Source organism: Cerasicoccus sp. TK19100 (genome assembly GCF_027257155.1).
GTDB lineage: Bacteria > Verrucomicrobiota > Verrucomicrobiia > Opitutales > Cerasicoccaceae > Cerasicoccus > Cerasicoccus fimbriatus.
In genome coordinates, this window is record NZ_JAPWDU010000009.1 from 92,713 (window position 1) to 116,450 (window position 23,738).

Sequence of the window (23,738 nt, forward strand, 5' to 3'; positions counted from 1 at the left end):
ATGCGGGTTATACGGCGCGGACGACGAGGGAGAAATCGCGGCGCTCGACGACTTCGATTGCTTGGCCGGAGTCGATGGTGCCGGTCAGCGCGGTTGCCTGAAAACGTCGGCCATCGATCTCGACCTGGCCACCGGGATGGAGGGATGTTGTGGTGATGCCGCGGTCGCCGGGTTCGGGTTGTTTGTTTTCCTCGCCCTCGCGAACGTCGATCAAACGGCCACCGCCTGCCATCGCTGGCGAGCGACCAGACACCGTTGCCCCCAGCACGAGTGCGCGCTTGAGCGGGGAGTCGGGTAGGAATTTAACAAAGGCTATCGCCGCGAGAAAGGCCACGATCAGCCCCACGGACACTTGGGCGATCGGTATATAAAAGACCTCGGCTGAAATGCTGAAGCCCTTGGCTCCCTTGGGCCAGATGTCGGCCAGCGCCCAAATCAGCGATCCCATCACGCAGACACCGCCCAGCACGCCGGCAATGAGCGTGCCCGGGATCAGAAATATCTCCACGCCGATCAGCACAATGCCGACAAGGAAAATCAGCATCGGCTCATTGCCCGCCATGCCAGCGAAGTATTGGCTGGCGAATACGATCAACAGCAGCGTGACGCCGCCGACGGCAAAAACACCGACGCCCGGCGTTTTCATCTCAAAGATCAGCAGGAGGATGCCCGCACTGATCAGGATCGGGGAAATCGTTTGAAACCACTTGGCGAATTGCTCGCTCCAAGTGACCTCGAAAGTGCGGATGTTGTAATTACCAGCGCCAAACTTTTGCGTCAGGAGGTCGTCGATGTCCTCGGCAATGCCTTGGGCGAGCAGGGATTGCGGCGGGTTGCCATAGAGCTCGACGGCTTCATCGGCGGTGATCGTCAGCAGCTCGCCTTCTTCTTTAATCACCGTGCCGTCGATCTCGAGTTCGAAGTTAATGTCCATCATCGCGCGCTGCACGTCGGCGCGGTAGCGGTGCTCTTTGGAAATCGCGCGGACGCGGGCGCGCAGGTAGCTGTCGATCTTGGACTTGAGCGTCTCATTCAGGTCCTCGCCCTGACCGGTGATCACGGCAGCGGCACCCATGACCCCGCCCGGTGCGAACCAGATGTCGTCCGTGGCGATGGAAATATAGGAGCCGGCGGAGATGGCTTCTTTGTCCACGAAAGTCATCGTGGTCCCCTCGAAGTAGTCGAGTGCTTCCATCATTTCGAGGGTGGTGTAGAGGTCGCCGCCCGGGGTGTTCATGTCGAGCAGGATAACCTCTACGTCGTTGGCAATGGCTTCTTTAAGCGCCCGTCGGAGGATGTAAAGCTGCGGCTTGGTAATGGCGTCCTCAATCGGCACCACATACACATCCCAGCCGCCCTCGGGAGGCTCGGGGATCGTGCGCTCCAGCGAGCCGACGGTGGCGCGGGGGACGTCTGCGGTTACCGCCACGCTCTCCTCGGCTCCGGATTCTTCCGTGGTGCTGGCCGCATCGGCCTCGGGTTCCGGGTCGCGGGCTGCGGCAGATGTCTCCGGCGCATCATTACGGGCTGGAGCGTCGTTGGCTTGTTGTGCGAGTGCTGATTCCTCGGGGTCGCGGTCATTGTCCACACGGGAAGCCAGCGCTGGCAAAGTTAGCGAGCAGATGATCAGCAGCAGGCCCAACAGGCCCAACCATGGATAATGGCGGTTCATTATTTTCAATATTTTACAACGAGCCGGTATGCCGAGACAATTACAATGCGCATCGCGTTTTGGAATCGTTTCAAGTGAGATGGATAGGGTTTAAAACTACGAATGACGCAGATTAACGCAGATGCACATGATGCAGCTGGGTGAAGTGGACATGTCAAAAATTTGCGTTCATCTGCGATATCCGTAGTTGAAAAAAATTCTGTCCACATTCGGTTCACACTGGTAATTACGCAAGCAAACGCACACTTTTAGCAGACTATGGAAACGATCAATCTGAACGGCCACCAAATTCGCAAATGGACCATTGGTGCCTCCACATTTCTCGCCTATCCCGAGGCGGGCGCGCGCCTGATGAACTGGCACCTGCAGATGGCCGATGGCTCGTTTCGCGACGTGATCCACTGGCCCGAGAATGCCGATCTGGACAACATGGCGAAGGTCCGCGGTGGCAACCCGGTGCTGTTCCCATTCTCCGCGCGCACTTTCAGTGAGGGTGAGATCGGCTTCTGGAAAGACACCGAGGGCGAGCGCCGCCCCATGGCCATGCACGGCTATGCGCGGCAGGGCAAATTCCGCATTGAGTCGATCCATGACAAAGGATTTCTCGCCATTTTTGAGCCCAGCGACGAATGCCGGGAAGCCTACCCGTATGACTATCAGTTTTCCGTGCGCTACCGCTTTGAGCAGCTCGCATTTTACGTCGATTTCGAGCTGAAAAACCTCAGCCAAAAACCGATTCCCTGGAGCGCCGGTCATCACTTTTATTTCTCTCTGCCGTGGCACGACGACCTCTCGCGCAAGGATTACATGATCACCACCGGCGCGAAAAAAGCCTTCCGCCAAACCGACAGCGGTAAGCTGGAGCCGGTCAAAGAGTTTCCCGATCCCGCGAGCTTCGGCGATGACACGATTTGCGACCTGATCCGCACCAAGCTCAAGACCAGCGAAGTGCGCTTTGGCCCGGCCGGCGGCGAGGAAGACATCGTGATCCGCGTCGGCGACGGCGGCCGCCCCGACCCGTGGACGGCTCTCGTTACCTGGACGATCGCCGATGACAGCCCCTTCTACTGCGTCGAGCCCTGGATGGGCCCACCCAACGCCCCCGAAATCAAAAACGGCCTGCACTTCGTCAACCCCGGCAAGAGCGAGGTCTTCAGCGTGCAGGTGTCACTCGGCTAGCCAGCGTCCCGCGACTCGACTGAGCTCGCCGAAGTCTGGACCGTCGGATGCGTTGCATCCGGATTTGCCTTTGGGGCAAATGGCTAATCCAACTGATAAATGGTAGCGCGGAGCGTCTCCGCTCCGCAAGCTGCGGCAGACCGCATAATTATTTCTTCGGTTCGCTATTTGGCGCAATCCGCTTGCGCGAACATTCGATGCGCACTCTCTATCCTTGCGGAGCGGAGACGCTCCGCGCTACCTCTTGGGCAGGTATACAAGGCACCGCCTGCAAGTATGCCGCCACCCGGTAACGTTACCTTCTGGCGAAAATCAGATTTCCTTACTGACAAGGTTCGTTGGTTGTGGAAGATGACGCGCAATGCGGATAATTGCCCACCGCGGAGCCTCTGGCTCTGCACCTGAAAACACCATGGCCGCCATTAACCGGGCCTGGGAAATCGGCGCTGATGGCGTCGAGGTCGATGTCCATTTGACCAAAGACGGTGTGCCTGTCGTGATTCACGACTCCGACACCAAGCGTGTTGCGGGCAAAAAGCTGGTCGTTAAAAAATCGACTTATGCGGAACTGAAGGAGCTGGACGTTGGCTCATGGAAAGGGCCGGAATTTGCCGGCGAGCGTATCCCGCGTCTGGATGAAGTCCTCGCTTCGATGCCTGAGCGGAAGAATTTCTTTGTCGAGCTCAAGGATGACTCCGGCAACGACTTGGCGCGCGCTTTTGAACCGATTTTCCGCGACAACCCACAGTTTGTCACCGAGCGCCAAGTGTTCCTGATGAGCTTTTACCCGGATGCGCTTTGGCCGATGGCAGCGCGCTTTCCGGACATCACGCTGCTGCTCCTCGTCGACAAGCTGAACCGCATTCCGCGCCGCATCCCCGAGCGCCTGCCCGACGACAGCCTACCGGTGCACGGTATCGGCTTCTCTCACAAGCTCAAGCTCGACGACGAGCGCCGCCAAGGCCTGATCGACGCCGGAGCCATCATGAATGTATGGACCGTCAACGACCCGGCCGACCTTGATAAATGGGAAACCGCCGGCTTCGACTTTCTGACCACCGACCACCCGGAGCTGTTCATCGGGCAGTCGGTGTAGGAGTGGTGAATGGCGTTGCATACGAACGCGACGCTGGCGGAACGCGAACCTCTGTGTTCGCATTTTAATCCATCACTTACGGCTTAAATTACGTCGAACTAGCTGCGAAAATTCAGATGGTTTATCAGCGAACACAGAGGTTCGCGTTCCGCCATCCGCCCCTTTTTATAAAACCCGCAATTTAAAAATCCCGTCCCTTGACCAGGCGCTCCCTCGGTGCGTCGACTTGGCGACCGGTCATGGCGGCGTGCCAGGCACGGCAGAGGGCGGGGACCTCCATGAGGCGTAGTTGATCATCGAAGCGAAGCGGTGTGGTGCGCAGCTTGGAAAGCAAGGGCTGTAAGTCCAGCGTGAGATCGAGTGGGCGGTCGGCGGGGGCCTCGACGGGCTCGATCAGGTCCTCCGGCAGGTCGAAGTGCTGGAGTATTTTCTGACCTATTTCGTAGCGGGAAACTTTGTCAATGCCGCCCCAGTGGAAGATGCCGTGGAGGTTGGGGCGCTCGCAGAGCTCGGCGAGAACTTCGGCGAGGTTGTCCACCGCCAGCGGCTGGCGGATTTCGTTGGTAAAGAGCGTGGGGCGCTTGCCCTCGGCCCATTGTTTGAAGAGGCGCTCGTGGACGGAGCGTTCACCGCCGGGGCTGTTGCCGGTGAGAATCGTGATGCGCAGGACGGTCGCGAATTCCTTACCAAACTTCAGCACCTCGCGCTCGGCGAGCATCTTGGTCTGGCCGTAGAGGTTGCGCGGGTTGGGGGCGTCGCTGGTTTTGAAGGGGCCCTCCTCGCCGTCGAACACCATATCGGTCGACAGGTGGTAAAAGCGCGCGGACAGGTGGTTGGCCAGCATCGCGAGGTGGCGCGGCATGGCGACGTTGATCTTTTCCGCGCGCTCGGGGTTGGCCTCGACATCGGCCGGGTTGGAGATGGCGGCGCAGTTGACGATGATGTCCGGAAACTCTTCCAGGATCAGCGCCTCGATGTCGGAGGTGGAGGACAGGTCGATCTGGCGACCCACGGCCTTCGGTGGCAGCGGTGCCTCCCGCGAACCCGACACTGCGATGATGTCATGGTTGCGCCGCGCGGCTTCTTTTAAGAACGCTGCGCCAGCAAGTCCACTGGCTCCGGTAACGATGATTTTCATGAGTGATTTGAATGCGGATTTCGGATTGGGGAATGCGGAGGAGAGTAGATCAGGATTTTTTAACTACGAATGCCGCGGATGAGCGCAGATGTTGATGGGAAGGAAAAGTTAATTGCAGAGGACGCGGAGGACGCTGAGAGTTGTCTAAATTTCTATCCAATCAGGCAAGGGATCGTCGATTGGAGTTTTTACTTGGCATTTAAAACAGTAAGCGAAAACGCTATTTTGATCCCACATGTACATCGCGTTTCCTTTGCACGCTGAGCAAGGTGAGGACTTGTTCTCATTCTCTAAGGCAATTATTTTTTCACATTCGCTGCAAAACCAGTAAGTGAAGTCGCTAAGTTCTTCATCCACCGCCCAAGTCATGGAATCATTTCCGCAATTTATGCAAACTTGGGTTGCCATATAATTTCTGCGCCCTCCGCGCTCTCTGCGGTTTAAATCGTTTCGTCTAACCCGCTACCCGATGCTGGGCACGCTGACTTCCAGCTCGACTTCCGCGTCGTAATCCACGCCGTCGAGGCCGAAGCCGAACAGGCGCAGGAATTCGCGTTGGTAGTCTTCGAAGTCGGTGAGGGATTTGAGGTTATCCGTGTTGACGCCGGGCCAGATGGCTTTGACGGCTTCCTGGACATCTTCGCGCATTTCCCAGTCATCGACGCGGATCAGGCCCTTGTCGTCGGTGACGACGCCAGCGCTGCCGTAAATCTTTTCGCGGAACATGCGGTCCATCTGTTCGATGCAGCCTTCGTGGATGCCCTTTTCCTTCATCACCTTGAAGAGGATGGAAATGTAAAGCGGCACGACGGGGATCGCGGAGCTGGCCTGGGTGACGACGGCTTTGTTGACCGATACGTAGGCGTCGAAGCCGGCGATGCGGAGCTCGGCAGCGGTAGCTTCCAGGTGTTCCTTGGCCTTGCCGATGGTGCCTTCGCGGTAAATCGGGTAGGTGACCTCCGGTCCGATGTAGGAATAGGCGATAGCCTTGGCGCCGGGGGCGAGGGCGTCCGCGCCACGCAGGGCGTTCATCCATAGGGTCCAGTCTTCGCCACCCATGACCTTTTGGGTGTTGGCGATGTCTTCCTCGGTGGCGGGGGGGAGGGACACGTCGAGGATTTGCTCCTTGTCGGTGTCGACGGTTTTGGCGGTAAAGTCACCGCCGATCGGCTTGAGCACGCTCTTGAATTTCTCGCCGCTATCGGGATCGACGCGGATTGGCGAAGCCAGCGAGTAGATGACCATGTCGACCTGGCCGAGGTCGGCCTTGAGTTGCTCAATGGTCTGGCGGCGGATTTCGTGGGAAAAGGCGTCGCCGTTAATGCTCTTGGCATAGAGGCCGGCTTCGGTGGCGGCTTGCTCGAAGGCAACCGAGTTATACCAGCCTGCGGAGGCGGGGCGGCCCTTGTCGCTCGGGCGCTCGAAGAAGACCCCCAGCGTGTCGGCACCGCTGCCGAAGGCCGCCGCAATGCGCGTGGACAGCCCGTAGCCGGTGGAGGCGCCGATGATCAGCACTTTCTTCGGGCCGCCTACGATGGGGCCGCGCGACTTGACGAGGTCGATTTGCTCCTGCACGTGTTGCGCGCAGCCGGTCGGGTGGGAAGTCACGCAGATAAAGCCGCGGACGCGAGGTTTTACGGTGGTCATGCTCATTGGAGAAGAGACTAAAGAGGCTGTGGTTCAGGTTTAAAGGTTAAAGATGCGCGTTGGATGTTTTGACTTTACTCAGCGAAACGGCTGGCGCTTGATCACAATATGCCATCTTTTATTTTGACTAAGGCAACGGAAGACTTGCGCGCCAATCGACGGTCGACGCTCTGGGTGATCGGGGTTTGTGTCTTCATTTTCTTTATTAACTACAAGTATTTCTATAACATGACAACCGGGCCACATCCGGTTGAGCTGGTGGACTTAGAAAACCCGGGCCCGGTGCGATACGGAATTGCGGAAGGTGAGTTCATTCCGGTTGGTGAGAAGGTGCCGACGTTAAAGGTGTTGGGCCAAGAGAGTAATATTGGAGGCGCAATCGGTTGGTATTATGTTTTTCCAATCCGGGACCGTTTTTTGTTGGTCTATGCTGATGACTCTTTTGATGGGAAGCAGATAAGTGGAAAGCTAACGGATATCCCAGACGATCTTGGCGACCTGTCGGAGGCCGTTCCAGGTTTGTATCCGGTTATGTTGGACGGATACGTTGATTATGCGCTCAGCATGAATTTGTTTCTGATAATTGCGTTGGTGGTGTTTCCAATAGCTCTGTTTATATTTGTTCTTCAGTCGGTTAAGGGTGCCAATCCGGGACGACACGCGCATATTCGCAAGTTGGAGAGGCCGGGTGCGAAGAGCTTTTCGGTTGTCGATGAGATTGATCGAGAGATGGAGGTTGACCCTAACTTCGCTGAGGGGGACTGGCTATATGTGTCGGATAAGTGGGTGATTATCTTGCATGATGGTTTGAGAATTTACCCTCGTGAAGACCTCATTGCTTATGGTCTTGAAGGCGACAAGGGTTCCCAGCACCTGATGTTTTATTCGCGCCATGCATCAATTGGAGATCCGATGCACCTGCCGCAGAAAGAGGTTGAGAAATTGTTCTCTCTTTTACGTCAATCGGTTCCAGAAAAATTGGTGACTGACATTAAAACTTTCGGTAAGAAATGGGACCCGAGTAACCCGCCTGCGTTCAGAAATTCTTAATGACTAACCCTAAAGGGCTCATGACTTCGATTTTTGCTTTAAAAAGATTTCTGCCCGGCGTGAGATTTGCCGTCGTGGTGAATGCCGGTTCGGTGAAAAGTCATTCCAGGAAATCCCTACCCAAGGCATTTATGAATGCCATCCATGAGCGAGTGGAAGAAGGCGACTTGCGTTCGGGCGTCATTTATGGAGTCGAGCAAAAGGGCGGGCTTACACTTGATTTTTCGCCTGGCTTTCCCGCCAAAGTGCGTCAGCCACTACTGAATTCCTGGCACATTCATAAACAACGGTATGTTGCCTAATTCGTCCGGTTGCGGACGCGGTTGTAGAGTTTGCGCCAGTTGTTGTCGCGGAGCTCGCTGAGGTATTCGATGAGCATTTCGCGGTATTTGACGTTTTCCTTGATGTTGTCCTTGGGGTTGGCGGTGGACTCAAAGTAGTCGTAGAACTTCGTCTTGTTGACGTCCTCCAGGTCGCGTCGGGCGAAATTAATCATGTGCTGGACGAAGAGGCGGGTCTGGCGCTCGTAGTAGTCAGTGGTTTGCTTGCGGTCGGCCATGGCCTCCAGGTAATCGTCGTAAATGGAGCGCAGTTCGCGGTTGTTGTAGAAGGCGTTGTTGTTGTTGAGGTATTGGTAGAGGGCCAGGGAGTCGTCACTGAACTTGGTGACGAGGTCGTGCTGTCGCTGCCACTTAAACCAGTTGATCTGCTCCCACTGGGTAACGGAATCGATGCGGTAGCCGAACCAGCGGACAATGGAGCCGTCGCGGCTGACCTCGTTGCGAAAGGCCTCCTCCTCGGCGAAGTTCGAGGGCTTGTCTTTTTTAACGTAAGTTGCCACGGCGATGACTTCGCCAGTGTCGAGGTTGATGATTGGGCTGCCGCTGTTGCCGGGGACGAATTTTGCGTCGATCTCAACGCGGTCGGGGCCAATGCCAAGCACCTCGCCGGTGACCTGAGTGACCACACCGCCACCGAGCTTGTTGCCCGGGACGACGACCGGGTCGCCGATGTTAGTGGACTCGTCGACGCTTTCGGCGGCGATCAGCGAGGCATGCGGTTCTTCGACGGCGATCATCGCGATGTCGTGTCCGATGGCACCGTAAATTTCGCCAGCCTTGACGGGGGTGCCGTCGACGGTGCGAATACGCAGCTGGCGATGGCCGGTCAGCACGTGCTGGTTGGTTACGATAAAGTCGCGGCCACGGATCTTACAAAAGAAGCCGGTGCCGACGCCCTGGTCGCCTTCGATGACGACAATGGCAGCCAGTTGCTCGGGGGTGAGGATGCTGCGCTCGGGCGCTTGTTCGGCCTCGACTTCATCCTGGATTTGCTCGCCGGGCAGTTGGGCCATCTCGACATTGGCACCAGCCACGCCGCTAGCGGGCGCTTCTTCGATCTCGGCAATTGCGGGTGGGTTGGGCGTCTCGGTGGAGCGCGGCGTCGCAGTGATGTCATCGCTGTTGGAGGGGGCCATGGGGGTCCGCTCGGCGGGCACGGGCGGCATTTCCAGCGAGCCGAAAACGACATTACTGGGGTCCATGCTAAAGAAGTCCGGGCGCGGGCGGTTCAGGGCTAGCTCGTCGTCACTCACCGCGACACCGAACTCCGGCTGCATCAGCACCGTGATGTTGGTGTAGTCGCGCTCGTCGGCGCGCTCGGCCATGACTTTGACTATCGCCAGCGGTTCACGCGTTAGCCAAACGGCAACGCCGTCGCCCATGGAGGTGCGCCAGGTGAGGATATCGGTTGGAACGCCGGCAAGGGTTTCTTCGCCGATCCACCAGACGTCGCGAGGAAAATTCGCGGACTGCATCAGCCAGTCAGCCTTGTCTTCGAGGGCGGGTGCGATGTCGGGGTTCGAGGCCAGCAGCCACTCGGGGGCGGGGTCGTAGTTGAGCAGCAGGTAATTGTTTTCGCGGATGGCGTTGGCAAGCGCCTGGGTGGTCATTGGCAGTGGCGAGGACGAGTAGTGGTCCACGGCGTGGCGCTGCGGCGACCAGTAGTCGATCGACGTAAAGCTGCGGCCCGCACTGATGCTCAGGATCTCCTGGCGCAGGGAAAAGGGATCGCGCTTAAAGGCAGTGGAAAACAGCTTATAGCGCTTGGTGCGGGTCGAGCCGCCACCTTCTTGAAAAAGAAAGCTTTGTGACTTCTTCTGCTCCTCGTATACCACCACGCGGACGGCCCCTTGGGCGCGGTAGGTGGCACACTTTTCGTAGGTCTCGCGGGTGCGCAGGAGAATGGGTAAGCCATCGCGCGGCTGCTCGAAGATGGTTCGGGCCTGCGGGGTGGGGAGGTTCTCCGGGGTTGCTGGCGCCTGAGCATGGGCGGTGGTTGCCACGAGCGCGGCGGTAATCAACGACTGGAGAATGCGATGCACAGTTAACATGATATCACGAAGCATCCATTGTTTGGCAAGCTTCGGTGTTTATAGGAACAGCGGTGTGGCAGAAAAGTTTATCTTTGGTTTATTAGGTAAGATAGTAATAATAAGCTTGCGCTTGCCAATCCTGTGCTTATCGATACCCAACTTTCTTTTCCGAAATGCCCGAAACACCCGACAACATTTACCAGATATTCGACCGCATGCTTCCGCGGGCCGACCGCGAGTCGGCGCTCAAGCAGCGCTCGCATGTCTTTTGGTTGTTCGGCCTGAGTGGCTCGGGCAAGTCGACGTTGGCGGTCGCCCTGGAGCGCGAACTCTTCCAGCGTGGTCTCTTTGCCCAAGTGCTCGACGGCGATAATATCCGCAGCGGCCTGAACAAAGACCTCGGCTTTTCCGACGAAGACCGCCTGGAAAACATCCGCCGCATCGGCGAGGTGGCCAAGCTGTTTAAGGACGCCGGCGTGATCACGATCACTTCCTTCATTTGCCCGAAGGAGGAGCTTCGCCAATTGGCTAAGGAGATCGTGGGCGACGAAGATTTTTCCGACATTTACGTGAAGGCCAGCTACGAGCGTTGCCAGGAGCGCGACCCGAAAGGCCTTTATAAGAAAGTACAGGCTGGCCAGGTGAAGCAATTTACCGGCAAGGACAGCGGCTTCGAAGAGCCTGCCGCGCCCGCGCTGATCATCGACACTGAAAACGAAACCATTGAACAAAGCGTGCAGCGGCTGCTCGACTACGTGTTGGCCCGCGTGAGCGCGAAATAATTTTTCCCATGGAACACAAAAGCTACCAGGTTAACCACCTCAAACAACTGGAGTCCGAGGCGATCTACATCCTGCGCGAAACCGCAGCGCAGTTTGAAAAGCCCGCGCTGCTTTTCTCGGGCGGCAAAGACTCAATCGTCATGGCATGGCTGGCGCGCAAGGCCTTTTACCCGGCCAAGCTTCCCTTCCCGCTGGTCCACGTGGACACCGGCCACAACTTCCCGGAGACGATCACCTACCGCGACGACTTCGTGGAGCAGATCAAGGCGAACCTCGTCGTCGGCCTCGTGCAGGACTCGATCGACCAGGGCCGCGTGCAGGAAGAAAAGGGCCCCAAGGCTAGCCGCAATGCGCTGCAGACCGTGACCCTGCTCGACACGATTGAGCAGCATGGCTACGACGCCTGCCTCGGTGGTGGTCGCCGCGACGAAGAAAAGGCCCGCGCCAAGGAGCGCTTCTTCTCGCACCGTGACGAGTTTGGCCAGTGGGACCCGAAGAACCAGCGCCCCGAACTCTGGAATATTTTCAACGGCCGCAAGCAGCACGGCGAGCACTTCCGCGTGTTCCCGCTCTCCAACTGGACGGAGATGGACGTGTGGCAATACATCAAGGCCGAGGAAATTCCGCTGCCGAGCCTTTACTTCGCCTCCGAGCGCGATGTGTTCACCCGCGACGGCGTGATCCTCTCGCAGACGGACTTCATTACGATGCTGCCGGAAGAGCAAGCCACCGCCCGCAAGGAAGTGGTCCGCTTCCGCACAATTGGCGACGCCACCTGCACTGGTGCCGTGCTCTCCACTGCGGCCACCATTGACGACATCATTGAAGAAGTCGCTGCCGCCCGCCAAACCGAGCGTGGCACCCGCTCCGATGACAAGCGCTCCGAAACCGCCATGGAAGACCGCAAAAAGCAGGGTTACTTTTAATATGTGCCTTTGTGCTTAGTGCTTGTTTCTTGGTTGCCCACTGAATGGAACGATGAAGATCACGAAATTTGAGGAGATTCAAAGTTGGCAGTTGGCCCGAGAATTAACCAAGCACGTTTATCGAGTATCAGCGAAAGGGGAATTTGCCAAAGACTGGGGACTGAAAGATCAAATACGCCGAGCATCGAGTTCCATAATGCATAACATTGCTGAGGGCTTTGATGGTGGTTCGAGAGCCGAATTTATTCGATTTCTTGGCTACGCGCAACGATCTGCAACTGAAGTCATGAGCGAACTCTACGTCGCATCGGACCAAGATTACATTAGCAACGAAGAATTTAACGACCTTTATAATAGAGCTAGAACAGTCAGATCAAAAGTCGGTGGCTTCATAAAATATCTGAAGGAAATGGAATCCTAATCCACCTGACTGAAACTAAGAACCAAGCACCAAGAACTAAAACACATTTCCTATGAGCGAAGAACGCGGATATTTAGACATGGACCTCCTCCGTTTTACGACGGCGGGTTCCGTTGACGACGGTAAGAGCACGCTGATTGGCCGACTCTTATACGACTCAAAAAACATTTTCGAAGACCAACTCGAAGCGGTCGAAACCAGCTCCAAGGCACGCGGCGATGAGCATGTGAACCTTGCGCTGCTGACCGATGGCCTGCGTGCTGAGCGCGAGCAGGGCATCACGATCGATGTGGCTTATCGTTACTTTGCCACGCCGAAGCGTAAGTTCATCATCGCGGACACGCCGGGGCACATCCAATACACGCGCAACATGGTGACGGGTGCCTCGACGGCCAACCTCGCCATCATCCTTATCGACGCGCGTAAAGGCGTGATTGAGCAGACTTGCCGCCACGCTTTTATCGCGAGCTTGCTGCGCATTCAGCACGTCGTGATTTGCGTGAACAAAATGGACCTCGTGGACTGGAGCGAGAAGCGCTACGAAGAGATCATTAAGGACTTCAAGGACTTTGCCTCGCGCTTGGATAATGTGGTCGAAGTGACCTTTATTCCGATCAGTGCGCTCGAAGGCGACAACGTCGTCGATAAGTCCAAGAACATGGACTGGTATCAGGGGCCGACGCTCATGTATCACCTGGAGCACGTTTACGTGGGCCCCGACGCCAACCATATCGACGCGCGCTTCCCGGTGCAGTGGGTGGTCCGCCCGATGTCCAACGAGTGGCACGACTTCCGCGGTTACGCGGGCCGTGTGGCTGGTGGTGTGTTCAAGCCCGGCGACGACGTAGTCGTTCTGCCGAGCGGATTTAGCACCAAGGTCAAGGCGATCCATACGCTGGAAGGCGAGATCAAGGAAGCCTTCAATCCGCTGTCGGTGACGATGACGCTGGAGGACGAAATTGATATTTCGCGCGGCGACATGATCGCCAAGCCGAACAATCAGCCCAAAGTCGACCAAGACATCGAGGCGATGATCTGCTGGTTCTCCGAGAAGAAAAAGCTCAAGGGCCGCGAGAAGCTGGTGCTGCGCCACACGACCAAGGAAGTGAAGGCGATCGTGAAGGATGTCCGCTACAAGGTGAACATCAACACGCTGCACAAGATCGAGGACGACCTCGAATTCGGGCTCAACGACATTGGCCGCATTTGCCTGCGCACCTCGTCGCCGCTCTTCTACGACAGCTACTCGCGCAACCGCCAAACCGGCAGCTTCGTGCTCATCGACGAATTCTCGAACGAGACCGTCGCCGCGGGTATGATCCTGTAAGGGGTGCTCTGGTTCTTCGTGCTTGGCTCTCGGTTAGGGCCAAGTGTGGAAACTCGAAAGCAGAATTACTTTTAAAAAGACGCGGTGTAATCCGCGTCTTTTTTTCCATTAGCACCAGGCACCGAGAACTGAGCACCAAAACACAAGGATGCCCCCGCGCCTTTTGCATAGACTTGTGGCGCGGACTGATTTTTGATCAGGGCTATGGCTGAGCCCTGGCAAATCGCTGCGGACACCGGCGGCACTTTTACTGACTTGATTGGTGTGGACCCACGTGGGCGTCCGCATCGCGCCAAGGTGCTTAGTAACGCCAGTTTGCGGGCTATGGTGGCGGGTAAGTTCGGCGGTGGGTGGGTGCACCTGGAGTCGAGCTGGAGCTTTCCGGATCGCTTTTTCTGCGGCTTTTATGCGACGTTTCCCGGCGGCGAGTCCTTTCGTGTTATGGAATACCGTGCGCGCGATAAGGCGATGCTTCTTGAGTCTCGTGGTCCCTTGCCGCCGGGCAGCTTGATCGAGCTGTCGACCGGCGAGGAGGCTCCGATCCTTGGCGCGCGGGTCTTGACGCGGACGCCGGGTGATGAGCCGCTGCCGCCGATCGAGCTGCGTCTGGGCACAACGCGAGGCACCAATGCCTTGCTCGAACGCAAGGGTGCGCGCACTGCGTTTTTCGTGACGCGCGGCTTTGCGGATTTATTGACGATTGGCGATCAGCGCCGCCCGGATTTGTTTGCGCTCGATATTCGCCGGCCCAAGCCGCTGCCGTGCGAGGTGGTCGAAGTGGAGGGCCGACTCGATGCCGAGGGTGTTGAGATCGAGCCGCTGAACATGGGCCAAGCTTTGTGGGACAAAGTAAACGCCGCGCGTTCGGCGGGTTGCCAAGTCGCTGCTATTGCGCTGCTGCATAGCTATCAAAACCCGGCGCACGAGCAGGCGCTGGGAAACTTTTTGCGCGAAGCTGGCTTCGAGGTGGTGACGCTTTCGTCGGAACTGGCCCCATTCATCAAGCTGCTGCCCCGTGCGCAAACGGCGGTGGTCGACGCCTACTTGAGCCCGATCATGAACAGCTACTTGAATCAGGTGCAGGGTTCGCTGGGCAATGGCCGACTGCGCATCATGACGAGTGCTGGTGGGCTTTCCGCGCGGGAGGATTTTCGCGCGAAAGATTCGCTGCTGAGCGGACCCGCCGGTGGGGTAGTCGGGGCGGTGGCCGCTGGGAAGCAGGCTGGCTTTTCGCGGGTGATCGCGTTCGACATGGGCGGCACGAGCACGGACGTTTCACGCAGTGAGGGCGCGTTCGATTATCGCTCGTCGCACACGGTGGGCGATGCGTCAATCCTCGCACCTGCGTTAAAAATTGAAACCGTCGCCGCCGGGGGAGGATCTATCTGTGGTTGGGATGGGCGCAAATTATTTGTCGGGCCGGACAGCGCGGGCGCGCATCCGGGGCCCGCTTGTTATGGTGCCGGTGGCCCGCTCACGGTGACCGATGTCAACCTACTGCTCGGTCGGGTGCTGCCCGCCGCGTTTAGCATCCCGGTTTATCCGGATAAAGCCGCCCGGGCGGCGGAAGAAATCGCACGTGAAGTTGGCATTGAGCGCGACGAGTTGTTGCAGGGCTTTTTGCGGATTGCGAACGAGCGCATGGCGGCGGCGATTGAAACTATCTCCGTGCGCGAGGGCTATAACCCGCAGGACTATGCACTCGTGGCCTTTGGTGGAGCCGGTGGCATGCATGCTTGCGCAATCGCGGACGAGCTGAATATCGACACCGTGCTTTTCCCGCCTCATGCCGGGGTGCTGAGCGCTTATGGCATCCAGCAGGCGGTGGTCGAGCGCATTGGCCAGCGCCAGATCATGCAGCCGCTGTCTGCCGTTACGGGGAGCATCGAAACCTGGCTCGAAGATATCGCGACGGAGTTGCGCGCCGCGATGCAACAAGAAGGCATGACCGGTGCGGATCTGGTTGTTCGGCATCGCCGTGTAGCCTTGCGGTTAGCGGGGCAGGAGTCATCGATCACGATCGATTACGCCAACGATTTGGCCGACGCATATCAGCGTGAGTATGAATCGGTTTTTGGTTATTTCCCGGAAGGCCGAGAAGTCGAGGTCGTTGGGTTGGAAGTCGCTGTCTCGACGAAGCCCCCCGCGCTGGATGAGGAAACGTTTGCCGCAGAGCCCACTGTATTGTGTTCGCAAGGTGCGGATATATCAACTTGGTCGCGTGGGGAAATTCCCGTCGGCGCACTCGTTCGCGGGCCGGCAATTGTGCATGATGATACCTGCACGCTTTTCATTGAGGCCAACTGGAGTGCGGTGATGGGCACGCATGGTACGCTGCGCCTTTTGCGTGAGGGCGAGCGTTCGCGGGACGAAGCGCTCAATGAATCCATCGCCCGCGAGCTGTTTACGAATCGCTTTCGGCAAGTAGTCGATGAGATGGGCGTGCAGTTGGAGCGGACCGCGGTGTCGACCAATGTGAAGGAGCGCCTCGACTTTTCCTGTGCGCTGCTCGATGCGCAAGGGCGGCTGATCGCAAACGCACCGCACATCCCCGTCCATTTGGGCGCGCTTGGTATGTGCGTGCGGACGGTGGCGCAACATATGGAGATGTTGCCGGGCGATGTTGTGGTGACGAATCATCCGGGCTTTGGCGGCTCGCATTTGCCGGACGTCACGGTGATCACGCCAGTCTTTGTCGACGGCAAGTTGATCGCCTACGTTGCTAATCGTGCGCATCACGCGGAGCTTGGCGGGATTCGCCCGGGATCAATGCCACCCAATGCCACGTGTCTGGCGGAAGAGGGGGTGGTGATTCCGCCTACGAAAATTTTTGAAGCCGGTGATAATTGCCTATGCCGCTTGGAGGCGATGTTGCGCGAGTCGCCTTATCCATCGCGTGCGGTTGCGGATAATCTCGCGGATATCAATGCACAGTTGGCCGCCAATCGTCGTGGAGGAACGCAACTGCTGGCGATGATCGCCGACTACGGTACCGACGCCGTTGCGCACTACATGCAGGCGCTGTTGGATTTCTCCGAGCAAGCTTTGCGGGACCAATTGAAGGCGCTTCCGTCGGGGGTACTTTCATCGGTTTCTACCTTGGATGATGGTGCAGAGATTAATGTGTCGATGGAAGTCGCCGATGGTCGCATCCGGGTGGATTTTGCAAACACCACGCTCCGCCATGAGGGGAATTTGAACGCAACGCCGGCCATTGTCACCAGCGCGTTGATTTACGTGATGCGTTTGTTGGTGAGAGAAGATATACCGCTCAATGAAGGTTTGTTCGCTCCGCTGGACTTGCATTTGCCAAGGTGCTTTTTGAACCCGGAGTTTCCGCAAGATTCGCGTGAAGCACCCGCCGTTGTGGGGGGTAACGTGGAGACGAGTCAACGTGTGGTGGAGTGCTGTTTGCGGGCATTGGGCGTGGTAGCCGACAGCCAGAGCACGATGAACAATTTTATCTTCGGCAACGATGCAGTCAGCTACTACGAAACGATTGGTGGAGGCGCGGGCGCGGGTGATGGCTTTGACGGATGCTCGGGAGTCCACACGCACATGACCAATACCGCGATCACCGATCCGGAAATATTTGAGCGACGTTACCCGATGCGCTTGTGGCGTTTCGGTTTACGTGAGCGTTCTGGCGGTGCCGGATATTGGCGCGGTGGAGACGGCCTCGTGCGTGAGGTGGAGTTTTTGGCACCAATGTCGGTGTCGTTGTTAACGCAGCATCGCGAGCGCGGCCCGATGGGTGCCAAGGGCGGCGGAGATGGCATGCCTGGCGAGCAGAAGCGGATTCTGCCCGGTGGCAATTATGAATTCCTTGCGTCATGTGTGGATTATGAGGCGCAGCCAGGCGAGCGGCTTTGTATTGAAACACCGGGCGGAGGCGGTTACGGAGTCTGAATGAAAACCGCGATTATCTATCACCCCGATTGTGCGCTGCACGATACTGGTGGTTATCATCCGGAGCGGCCCGAGCGTACGCAGGCCATCGAAAAAGCGTTGCGGGATAATTTTGCGGACAAGGATATTTACTGGCTGAAGGCAACGCCAGCGGAACTCTCACGCATCGAGCAAATCCACGACCAGGGCTACGTGCGCAAAGTTGAGGAAGCATGCTTGAGAGGAGCGGATCAACTGGACCATGGCGATACGCATGTCTGTGTGGATTCATTTGCGGTCGCGCGCCTGTCGGCCGGTGGCGCGATGCTTGCGGTAGACGAAGTGATGCAAGGCAAGGCGCGTAATGCGTTCAGCATCATGCGGCCGCCCGGGCACCACGCAGAGCATGCGCAGGCAATGGGCTTTTGTTTGTTTAATAACGTCGCGGTGGCGGCGCGCTATGCGCAGCAGCAATACGCGTTAAAGCGCGTGGCGATTATCGATATCGACGTGCATCATGGCAATGGCACGCAGCACGCGTTCTATAAAGATGGCACGGTTCACTTCACGAGTTTTCATCAGTACCCTTTCTATCCGGGGACAGGCTCGCGCAGTGAGACCGGTGAAGGCGAGGGCGTGGGCTCTACCTTGAATATCCCTCTCGTCGCCGGCGCGGAATATGAAGAGTATCAGTTGGCCTGGGATGCTGAAGTGGAGCCGGCGTTAAAGGCATTTCAGCCGGAGCTGGTTCTTATCTCCGCAGGCTTCGATGCGCACCAGGATGATCCGTTGGCAAACATGCGTTTGCGCGATGAAGACTTTTACAAACTTACCCGGTTAATCAAAAACTTTGCGGCGCAAAGTTGTGCTGGGCGATTGGTTTCGGTGCTTGAGGGAGGCTATAATTTGGACGCGTTAGCACGGTCAACCGTGGAGCACGTGCAGTCGCTTTGCGATGGAGAGTAAGCGCGTTTTGGGCGCAAACTTTGCGTGGCAAAGTAACATGTTGGTGATGGTTAGGTAACTTTATGATTGATATTTAGTCACCGACTTGCTAACTACCCCATTAACTACGGGGTTTTAAGCCTTTGTCGTCAGCAAGTAGTGACTCAAATTTGCTTACATCACGCACCGATTATTCGGAAATTAGGATTCTGCTTAACGCAAAGTCCGAAGGGGATTGCCTCCCGTAATGCTAGCAAGTGCGGCCCAACTTCTCCTGACTTTTATCTCGCTTGCGCACATTACCCAACTGTGTCTGTGCGCACTTACTTTAACGAGCAGATGGCGCAAGTCGTGGCTGGCCTGAAGCTCAGTATGTTTTCTCTTCACCATCGATCGTGTGGCAATGCTTGCTGTGCGTAGATGATGTAGAGGCGCTACAAACCAAGAAAAGGACTAACCTGATATGGCTACGAAAAAGAAAACAACTAAAGTAGTGAAAAAGGCCGCCACCAAGAAGGCTGCCAAGAAGCCAGCCGCCAAGAAGGCGGTTGTTAAGAAAAAGGTCGCTGCCAAGAAGGCCGTGAAAAAAGTCGCTGCCAAGAAGGCGGTAAAGAAGGCTGCTAAGAAAGCGGTCAAGAAGGCATCCGCAAAAAAGGCTGCGGCCAAGAAAGCCGTGAAAAAGGCAGCCAAGAAGGCGGTTAAAAAAGCCGTTAAGAAGAAGGTCGCTAAAAAGGCCGTCAAGAAGGCTGCGGCAAAGAAGGCCGTGAAAAAGGCACCGGCGAAGAAAGCCGCCGTGAAGAAGGCACCCGTCAAAAAAGCGAAGAAGCCCAAAAAAGCGAAAAAGAAGAAATAAGTCTTAATTCGTAGCCTCGCGAATTCCTTTCTCGTCCGGCCTTCAGGGGCCGGGCGCTGAAAAGGGTTGCTTTGCGGGGCCGGATGCTGATGCTTGCTGGGTTTAATTAAATATCAAACCCGAAATGCCAGCATCTGAATTAAAATTATCCCCTTGGGCCAGTAACATCTCGCCATCCCCGACGCTTGCGGTCGACGCTAAAGCCAAAGCGCTGAAAGCAGAAGGCAAGGACGTCTGTGGATTTGGAGCCGGTGAGCCGGATTTTGACACGCCAGAATTTATCAAACAGGCGTGCGAGGATTCCTTGCGCCGTGGTGATACCAAGTATGCGCCCGCAGCGGGCATCCCTAAGCTGCGTGCGGCAATCGCCGAAAAGTACATCAATGAAAACGGTGTTGCTGGCGTAAAGTCTGAGCAGGTGGTCGTCAGCCCTGGTGGTAAGTTTTCCTGCTATTTGGCGATCCTCGCTGTCTGCGGTCCGGGTGACGAAGTGATTATCCCGGCACCATACTGGGTGAGTTACCCGGAAATGGTGAAACTGGCCGGCGCGACGCCCAAGGTGGTTTTTGCCGGCGATGACCAAGGCTTTAAAATCACCCCCGAGCAGCTCAAGGAGGCAATCACGCCCAAGACGAAACTGCTGGTGCTCAATAGCCCGTCAAACCCGACAGGCGCGCTATACTCCAAGGCCGAGATCGAGGCAATCATGGCCGTGGCGATCGAAGCCGGCATCTACGTGATGTCCGACGAGATTTACGAATACCTGCTCTATGATGGTGTGGAGTTTGTCTCGCCAGCGAGCCTGAGTGAAGAAGCCGCAGCGATCACGATTACGGTCTCCGGTTTTTCCAAGACCTTCTCGATGACGGGTTGGCGTTTGGGCACGCTGATGGCACCGATGCCGGTGGCCAAGGCAGTGGCAAACTTGCAGAGCCAAACTTCGTCTAACGCCACGACCTTTGTGCAATATGGTGCCTTGGCCGCGATGGAAAATCCGGAGAAGGCAAAGTCGGCAATCGCAGAAATGCTCACCGTTTTTGACCGTCGTCGCTTAACCTTGCTCAATGGCCTGAACGCGATCGACGGCGTTCGCTGCGACCGGGCTCAAGGCGCGTTCTACCTGTTCCCGAACATTTCTTCCTATGGCCTGAACTCGACAGACTTCTCCGCGAAGCTGCTTGAGCAAGAGCTCGTCGCGGTTGTGCCGGGTGTCGCGTTTGGGGCCGATGACTACGTCCGCCTGTCTTACGCGACTTCGGACGAAGTCATCAGCAAAGGCTTGGAGCGACTCACGCGTTTCTGCGGCGCTCTATAGTTTCATAACAGATTTCATTGCGAAAGCGGGGGATGGTTCGTCCCCCGCTTTTTTGTTACGATTGTTGCCTGGGCAGATGTAACATTAAATTGCTTGGAATTTTTGATGATCCGAATGATCTAGTTTACGTGCGCGAAACATGACCGTTTCTTGTTTGTGACGCGCTCTCTTGCTATATCATGCCCATTGAGATCGAAAGAAAGTTCATTGCCGATAAGGAGAAACTTCCAGCGGCGAAAAAGAGCACCCGCCTTGAGCAGGGGTATATCGACCGCGACAAGGCGACGGTTCGTGTGCGAGTCAGTGGTGACGAGTGCTTCTTGACGATTAAGGGCGCTGTCTCCGGCAAGAGCCGTTTAGAGTACGAATACGCCATTCCGCTGAACGAGGGGCGCGAGCTGATTCAGCTGCTTTGTGGCAAACCGGTCATTGAGAAAACGCGCCACTTGATCGACCACGGTGGACATACTTGGGAGGTGGATGTGTTCGATGGGGAGAACGCCGGTTTGGTGGTGGCTGAGGTGGAACTCGACGCCGAAGACGAGCGGGTGGATTTGCCTGATTGGGTTTCGCGCGAGGTGACTTCGGAGCGAAAGTATTCCAACGCCTCATTGGCCGAAAAGCCTTTTAGCGCCTGGACTGAGGAGGAGAGAGCGGGCTCATGAAGACTTCTTCCGGATTTAGCATCCCGATGAGGCAGGAGGGTCGCAATCTGTTGCGCGATATCAAGACCAAGCTTTCCCTGCTCGGCGGTGGTAAGGAACGCCGTCGCTGGAGCATCCTGGATACCTTTGACTGGCGTTTGCTGTCAGCCGGCACGGTGCTGATGCGTGATCGCAAAGTGTTCGAACTGCACAATTGCGTGGGCGATGAACTACTGGCACGTGAAGAATTTACAACCTCGCTTAAATCGCTTTACGGCGATGATTTTCCGAAGGGAACTTTGCATGACAAAGTAAGCGGCCCGATCTCGATTCGCGCAGTAATGCCGCGTGCGGAATTTATTCGTGAGGTTGAGTGCTACCGCCTGGAAAATAAGGACGGCAAAACGACGGTGCGCCTGGAGATGGAAACGCTATCCCGACCAGTCCCAAGTGGTAAGCCCATGCCGTTTCAAAAGTTACTTCGCGTGGTCGCACTCAAAGGGTATGAACGTGATGCCGATGCGGCGTCGCGAACGATAGCTTCGCTCGGCTTGGAGGCGCATGCGGATACGCGCCACTATGCCTTTGCTGCGCTGGAGGCATCTGGCGTGACGCCGTTTGACTACACCTCGAAGATTAAGCAATCGTTGTCGCCGGAGTTGACTGCGCGCGAGGCGTGCCGGCAAATTCTGGCCGCTTCGCGCGATCAAATGGAGGCCAACATCAGTGGTATGCTCGCGGATATCGACTCCGAGTTTCTGCACGACTTTCGCGTGGCACTGCGGCGGACGCGTTCCCTGCTGCAATTGGTGCGCGGAGTTTACCCGGAGGAACTGGTGGATAAGTTTAAGCTTGAGCTAGGGGCGGTGATGCGGGGCACCAATCGTCTGCGCGACTTGGATGTTTATTTGCTAGAGCAGGATGCTTACGCCAAGCTTTTACCAAAGGGGTTGCGCCCCGGCTTGGATTTGTTTTTCGCCGATCTGAAGACGGAACGCAAAGCAGCCTTTAAGAAATTTACCCGTGAGTTTCAGGGCGCTGGCGTAACCCGGAAGCTGAAGGCTTGGAACGCATTTTTGGAGAAGGGGGCGGCTCAAGCATACGAGGAATGTCCGACCGGTAATGCGCCAGTCAAGGTGTTGGCGAACCAGTTGCTGATGAAGCGCTTTAAGCGAATCATTAAAGACGGACGTAAAATCAGCAACGAAACGCCGGATGAAGCGGTGCACGATTTGCGCATCCAGTTTAAAAAATTCCGCTACCTGCTGGAGTTTTTTAAATCGCTCTACGATGCCAAGGAACTGGATTTTCTCATCAAGCGATCGCGCAAAATTCAGAATGTGCTCGGTGCATTTAACGATGTGTGCGTCCAGCAGGAGACGATCACGCATTACTTGACTGCGGTCGATTTGAAGCGCGCCGAGGCGGTTCAACTCTGTGCTTCGCTGGGCGCTCTGGTCGCCGAGCTTGAACGTAAGCGACTCGCCGAACGTAAGAAGTTCAAGGCGGCCTTTGCGACGCTAGATCATCCCAGTGTGCTTGCCGTTTCCGAGCATCTGTTTGCGCCAAGCATTGAGGCTCCGCGGGAAACCGAGTCGGTAACGCCAGTTAGCAAACCGTCAGCGAAGAAGAGAACCAGTAAGCGCGCACAGAAGAAACCAGCATCATGAAGGTATTAGCAGTTTATAATATTAAGGGCGGGGTCGGCAAGACTGCTGCGTCGGTAAACCTCGCGTATCTTTCTGCGCAAGCAGGCAACCGGACGCTTTTATGCGACTTGGATCCGCAGGGCTCTTCCTCGTATTACTTTCGGGTTCGGCCGGATAAAAAACATGGCCCGAAGCGTCTGTTGCAAGGCGGCAAAAAACTCGACCGCGAGATCCGTGAATCGGATTACCCGAATTTGCATTTGTTGCCTTCAGCGATGGCTTATCGTAATCTCGATATCGAGCTCGATCACTCGAAACGCTCGAAGAAGCGGCTGAAAGATTCGCTCAAGAGTTTGGTGGGCGAGTATGATGTGGTGGTCATTGATTCGCCGCCGAATGTTACTTTGCTCAGCGAGAATATTTTCCGCGCGGCTGATGTAATCCTGGTGCCCGTTATTCCCACGACGTTGTCTATGCTCACCTACGGGCAAATCATCGACTTCTTTAAAAAGGAAGGACTGAAGACGCAAAAACTGCGCGCGTTCTTCTCCATGGTGGAGCGCCGCAAAAAAATGCACCAGGATACGATGGTGCAAATGCGTAAAAAGGATAAGCGTTTCTTGAAACCGGAGATCCCGATGGCGGCTGCTGTTGAAAAAATGGGACTGCACCGGGAGCCGCTTTTTGGCTTCGATTCTCGCTCCGTGGCGGCCAAGGCCTACCGTGATCTGTGGGACGACGCCTCGATTTTGCTCAAAGAGGCGTAATTTCGTTGAAATTTTTGCTGAACTGAGAGTTGACAGCGGGCGCAGAAAGTTTTTTCTTTTTCGCT

At 56.5% G+C, this 23,738-nt stretch carries 19 protein-coding genes; 15 read left to right on the forward strand and 4 right to left on the reverse strand.

The features are described from left to right. Nucleotides 1-7 precede the first annotated feature (7 nt). Entirely contained in the window at nt 8-1,672 is a 1,665-nt protein-coding gene (locus tag O3S85_RS19725; RefSeq protein ID WP_269542855.1) for an NfeD family protein, read from the reverse strand. A 258-nt stretch (nt 1,673-1,930) separates the two neighbouring features. Here O3S85_RS19725 and O3S85_RS19730 point away from each other — a divergent pair, with 258 nt between their 5' ends. Together O3S85_RS19730 and O3S85_RS19735 are read left to right on the forward strand one after the other, a co-directional pair. Continuing rightward, nucleotides 1,931-2,851 carry an aldose epimerase family protein gene (locus O3S85_RS19730; RefSeq protein ID WP_269542856.1) on the forward strand — a complete coding sequence of 307 codons (921 nt, stop codon included), beginning with the start codon at nt 1,931-1,933 and terminating at the stop codon, nt 2,849-2,851. A 361-nt stretch (nt 2,852-3,212) separates the two neighbouring features. After that, nucleotides 3,213-3,947: a glycerophosphodiester phosphodiesterase gene (locus O3S85_RS19735; RefSeq protein WP_269542857.1), complete on the forward strand. Its 735-nt coding sequence runs from the start codon at nt 3,213-3,215 to the stop codon at nt 3,945-3,947. Between the two features lie 181 nt (nt 3,948-4,128). Here O3S85_RS19735 and O3S85_RS19740 read toward each other — a convergent pair whose 3' ends face one another. Together O3S85_RS19740 and fabV are read right to left on the reverse strand one after the other, a co-directional pair. Next, nucleotides 4,129-5,085: a dTDP-4-dehydrorhamnose reductase family protein gene (locus O3S85_RS19740; protein ID WP_269542858.1), complete on the reverse strand. Its 957-nt coding sequence runs from the start codon at nt 5,083-5,085 to the stop codon at nt 4,129-4,131. 462 nt (nt 5,086-5,547) lie between these two features. Further along, complete coding sequence (fabV, locus tag O3S85_RS19745) at nt 5,548-6,732, reverse strand: enoyl-ACP reductase FabV (protein ID WP_269542859.1); 1,185 nt, start codon at nt 6,730-6,732, stop codon at nt 5,548-5,550. Nucleotides 6,733-6,840: 108 nt separating this feature from the next. On the opposite strand from fabV, the gene O3S85_RS19750 reads away from it, so the two are divergent. Both O3S85_RS19750 and O3S85_RS19755 read left to right on the forward strand, forming a co-directional pair. Beyond that, on the forward strand, nt 6,841-7,782 hold the full coding sequence (locus O3S85_RS19750; protein WP_269542861.1) for a hypothetical protein: 942 nt from the start codon (nt 6,841-6,843) through the stop codon (nt 7,780-7,782). 20 nt (nt 7,783-7,802) lie between these two features. Next, the gene (locus tag O3S85_RS19755; protein WP_269542862.1) at nt 7,803-8,084 is read left to right on the forward strand and encodes a DUF3634 family protein; all 282 of its coding nucleotides are present in this window, start codon (nt 7,803-7,805) and stop codon (nt 8,082-8,084) included. On the opposite strand, the gene O3S85_RS19760 is transcribed toward O3S85_RS19755, so the two are convergent. Continuing rightward, a complete protein-coding gene (locus O3S85_RS19760) occupies nt 8,081-10,174 on the reverse strand; it encodes a S1 family peptidase (protein ID WP_269542864.1) in 2,094 nt (697 codons plus the stop codon). The two genes, O3S85_RS19755 and O3S85_RS19760, sit on opposite strands and share 4 nt — an antisense overlap. 155 nt (nt 10,175-10,329) lie before the next feature. Between O3S85_RS19760 and cysC the strand changes: the two genes are divergently transcribed. From cysC to O3S85_RS19815, 11 genes are all read left to right on the forward strand, one after another. Beyond that, the gene (cysC, locus tag O3S85_RS19765) at nt 10,330-10,938 is read left to right on the forward strand and encodes an adenylyl-sulfate kinase (RefSeq protein WP_269542865.1); all 609 of its coding nucleotides are present in this window, start codon (nt 10,330-10,332) and stop codon (nt 10,936-10,938) included. 8 nt (nt 10,939-10,946) lie between these two features. After that, nucleotides 10,947-11,864, forward strand: a complete 918-nt coding sequence (gene cysD / locus O3S85_RS19770) for a sulfate adenylyltransferase subunit CysD (protein ID WP_269542866.1) — start codon at nt 10,947-10,949, stop codon at nt 11,862-11,864. A gap of 52 nt (nt 11,865-11,916) precedes the next feature. Then, nucleotides 11,917-12,285 (forward strand): four helix bundle protein, encoded by a 369-nt coding sequence (locus O3S85_RS19775; protein WP_269542868.1) that lies wholly within the window; start codon nt 11,917-11,919, stop codon nt 12,283-12,285. A 52-nt stretch (nt 12,286-12,337) separates the two neighbouring features. Next, complete coding sequence (locus tag O3S85_RS19780; protein ID WP_269542869.1) at nt 12,338-13,612, forward strand: sulfate adenylyltransferase subunit 1; 1,275 nt, start codon at nt 12,338-12,340, stop codon at nt 13,610-13,612. Between the two features lie 204 nt (nt 13,613-13,816). Next, nucleotides 13,817-17,521 (forward strand): hydantoinase B/oxoprolinase family protein, encoded by a 3,705-nt coding sequence (locus O3S85_RS19785; protein ID WP_269542871.1) that lies wholly within the window; start codon nt 13,817-13,819, stop codon nt 17,519-17,521. Next, nucleotides 17,522-18,466, forward strand: coding sequence for a histone deacetylase family protein (locus O3S85_RS19790; protein ID WP_269542872.1), 945 nt, complete (start codon nt 17,522-17,524; stop codon nt 18,464-18,466). A 442-nt stretch (nt 18,467-18,908) separates the two neighbouring features. After that, nucleotides 18,909-19,298 (forward strand): hypothetical protein, encoded by a 390-nt coding sequence (locus O3S85_RS19795; RefSeq protein ID WP_269542873.1) that lies wholly within the window; start codon nt 18,909-18,911, stop codon nt 19,296-19,298. Nucleotides 19,299-19,422: 124 nt separating this feature from the next. Further along, complete coding sequence (locus tag O3S85_RS19800; protein WP_269542875.1) at nt 19,423-20,613, forward strand: pyridoxal phosphate-dependent aminotransferase; 1,191 nt, start codon at nt 19,423-19,425, stop codon at nt 20,611-20,613. A gap of 179 nt (nt 20,614-20,792) precedes the next feature. Further along, on the forward strand, nt 20,793-21,278 hold the full coding sequence (locus O3S85_RS19805) for a CYTH domain-containing protein (RefSeq protein WP_269542877.1): 486 nt from the start codon (nt 20,793-20,795) through the stop codon (nt 21,276-21,278). Continuing rightward, entirely contained in the window at nt 21,275-22,927 is a 1,653-nt protein-coding gene (locus tag O3S85_RS19810) for a CHAD domain-containing protein (RefSeq protein ID WP_269542879.1), read from the forward strand. The genes O3S85_RS19805 and O3S85_RS19810 overlap by 4 nt, the downstream gene beginning before the upstream one ends. Next, nucleotides 22,924-23,673, forward strand: a complete 750-nt coding sequence (locus tag O3S85_RS19815; RefSeq protein WP_269542881.1) for a ParA family protein — start codon at nt 22,924-22,926, stop codon at nt 23,671-23,673. Before O3S85_RS19810 ends, O3S85_RS19815 begins: the two co-directional genes overlap by 4 nt. Nucleotides 23,674-23,738 lie beyond the last annotated feature (65 nt).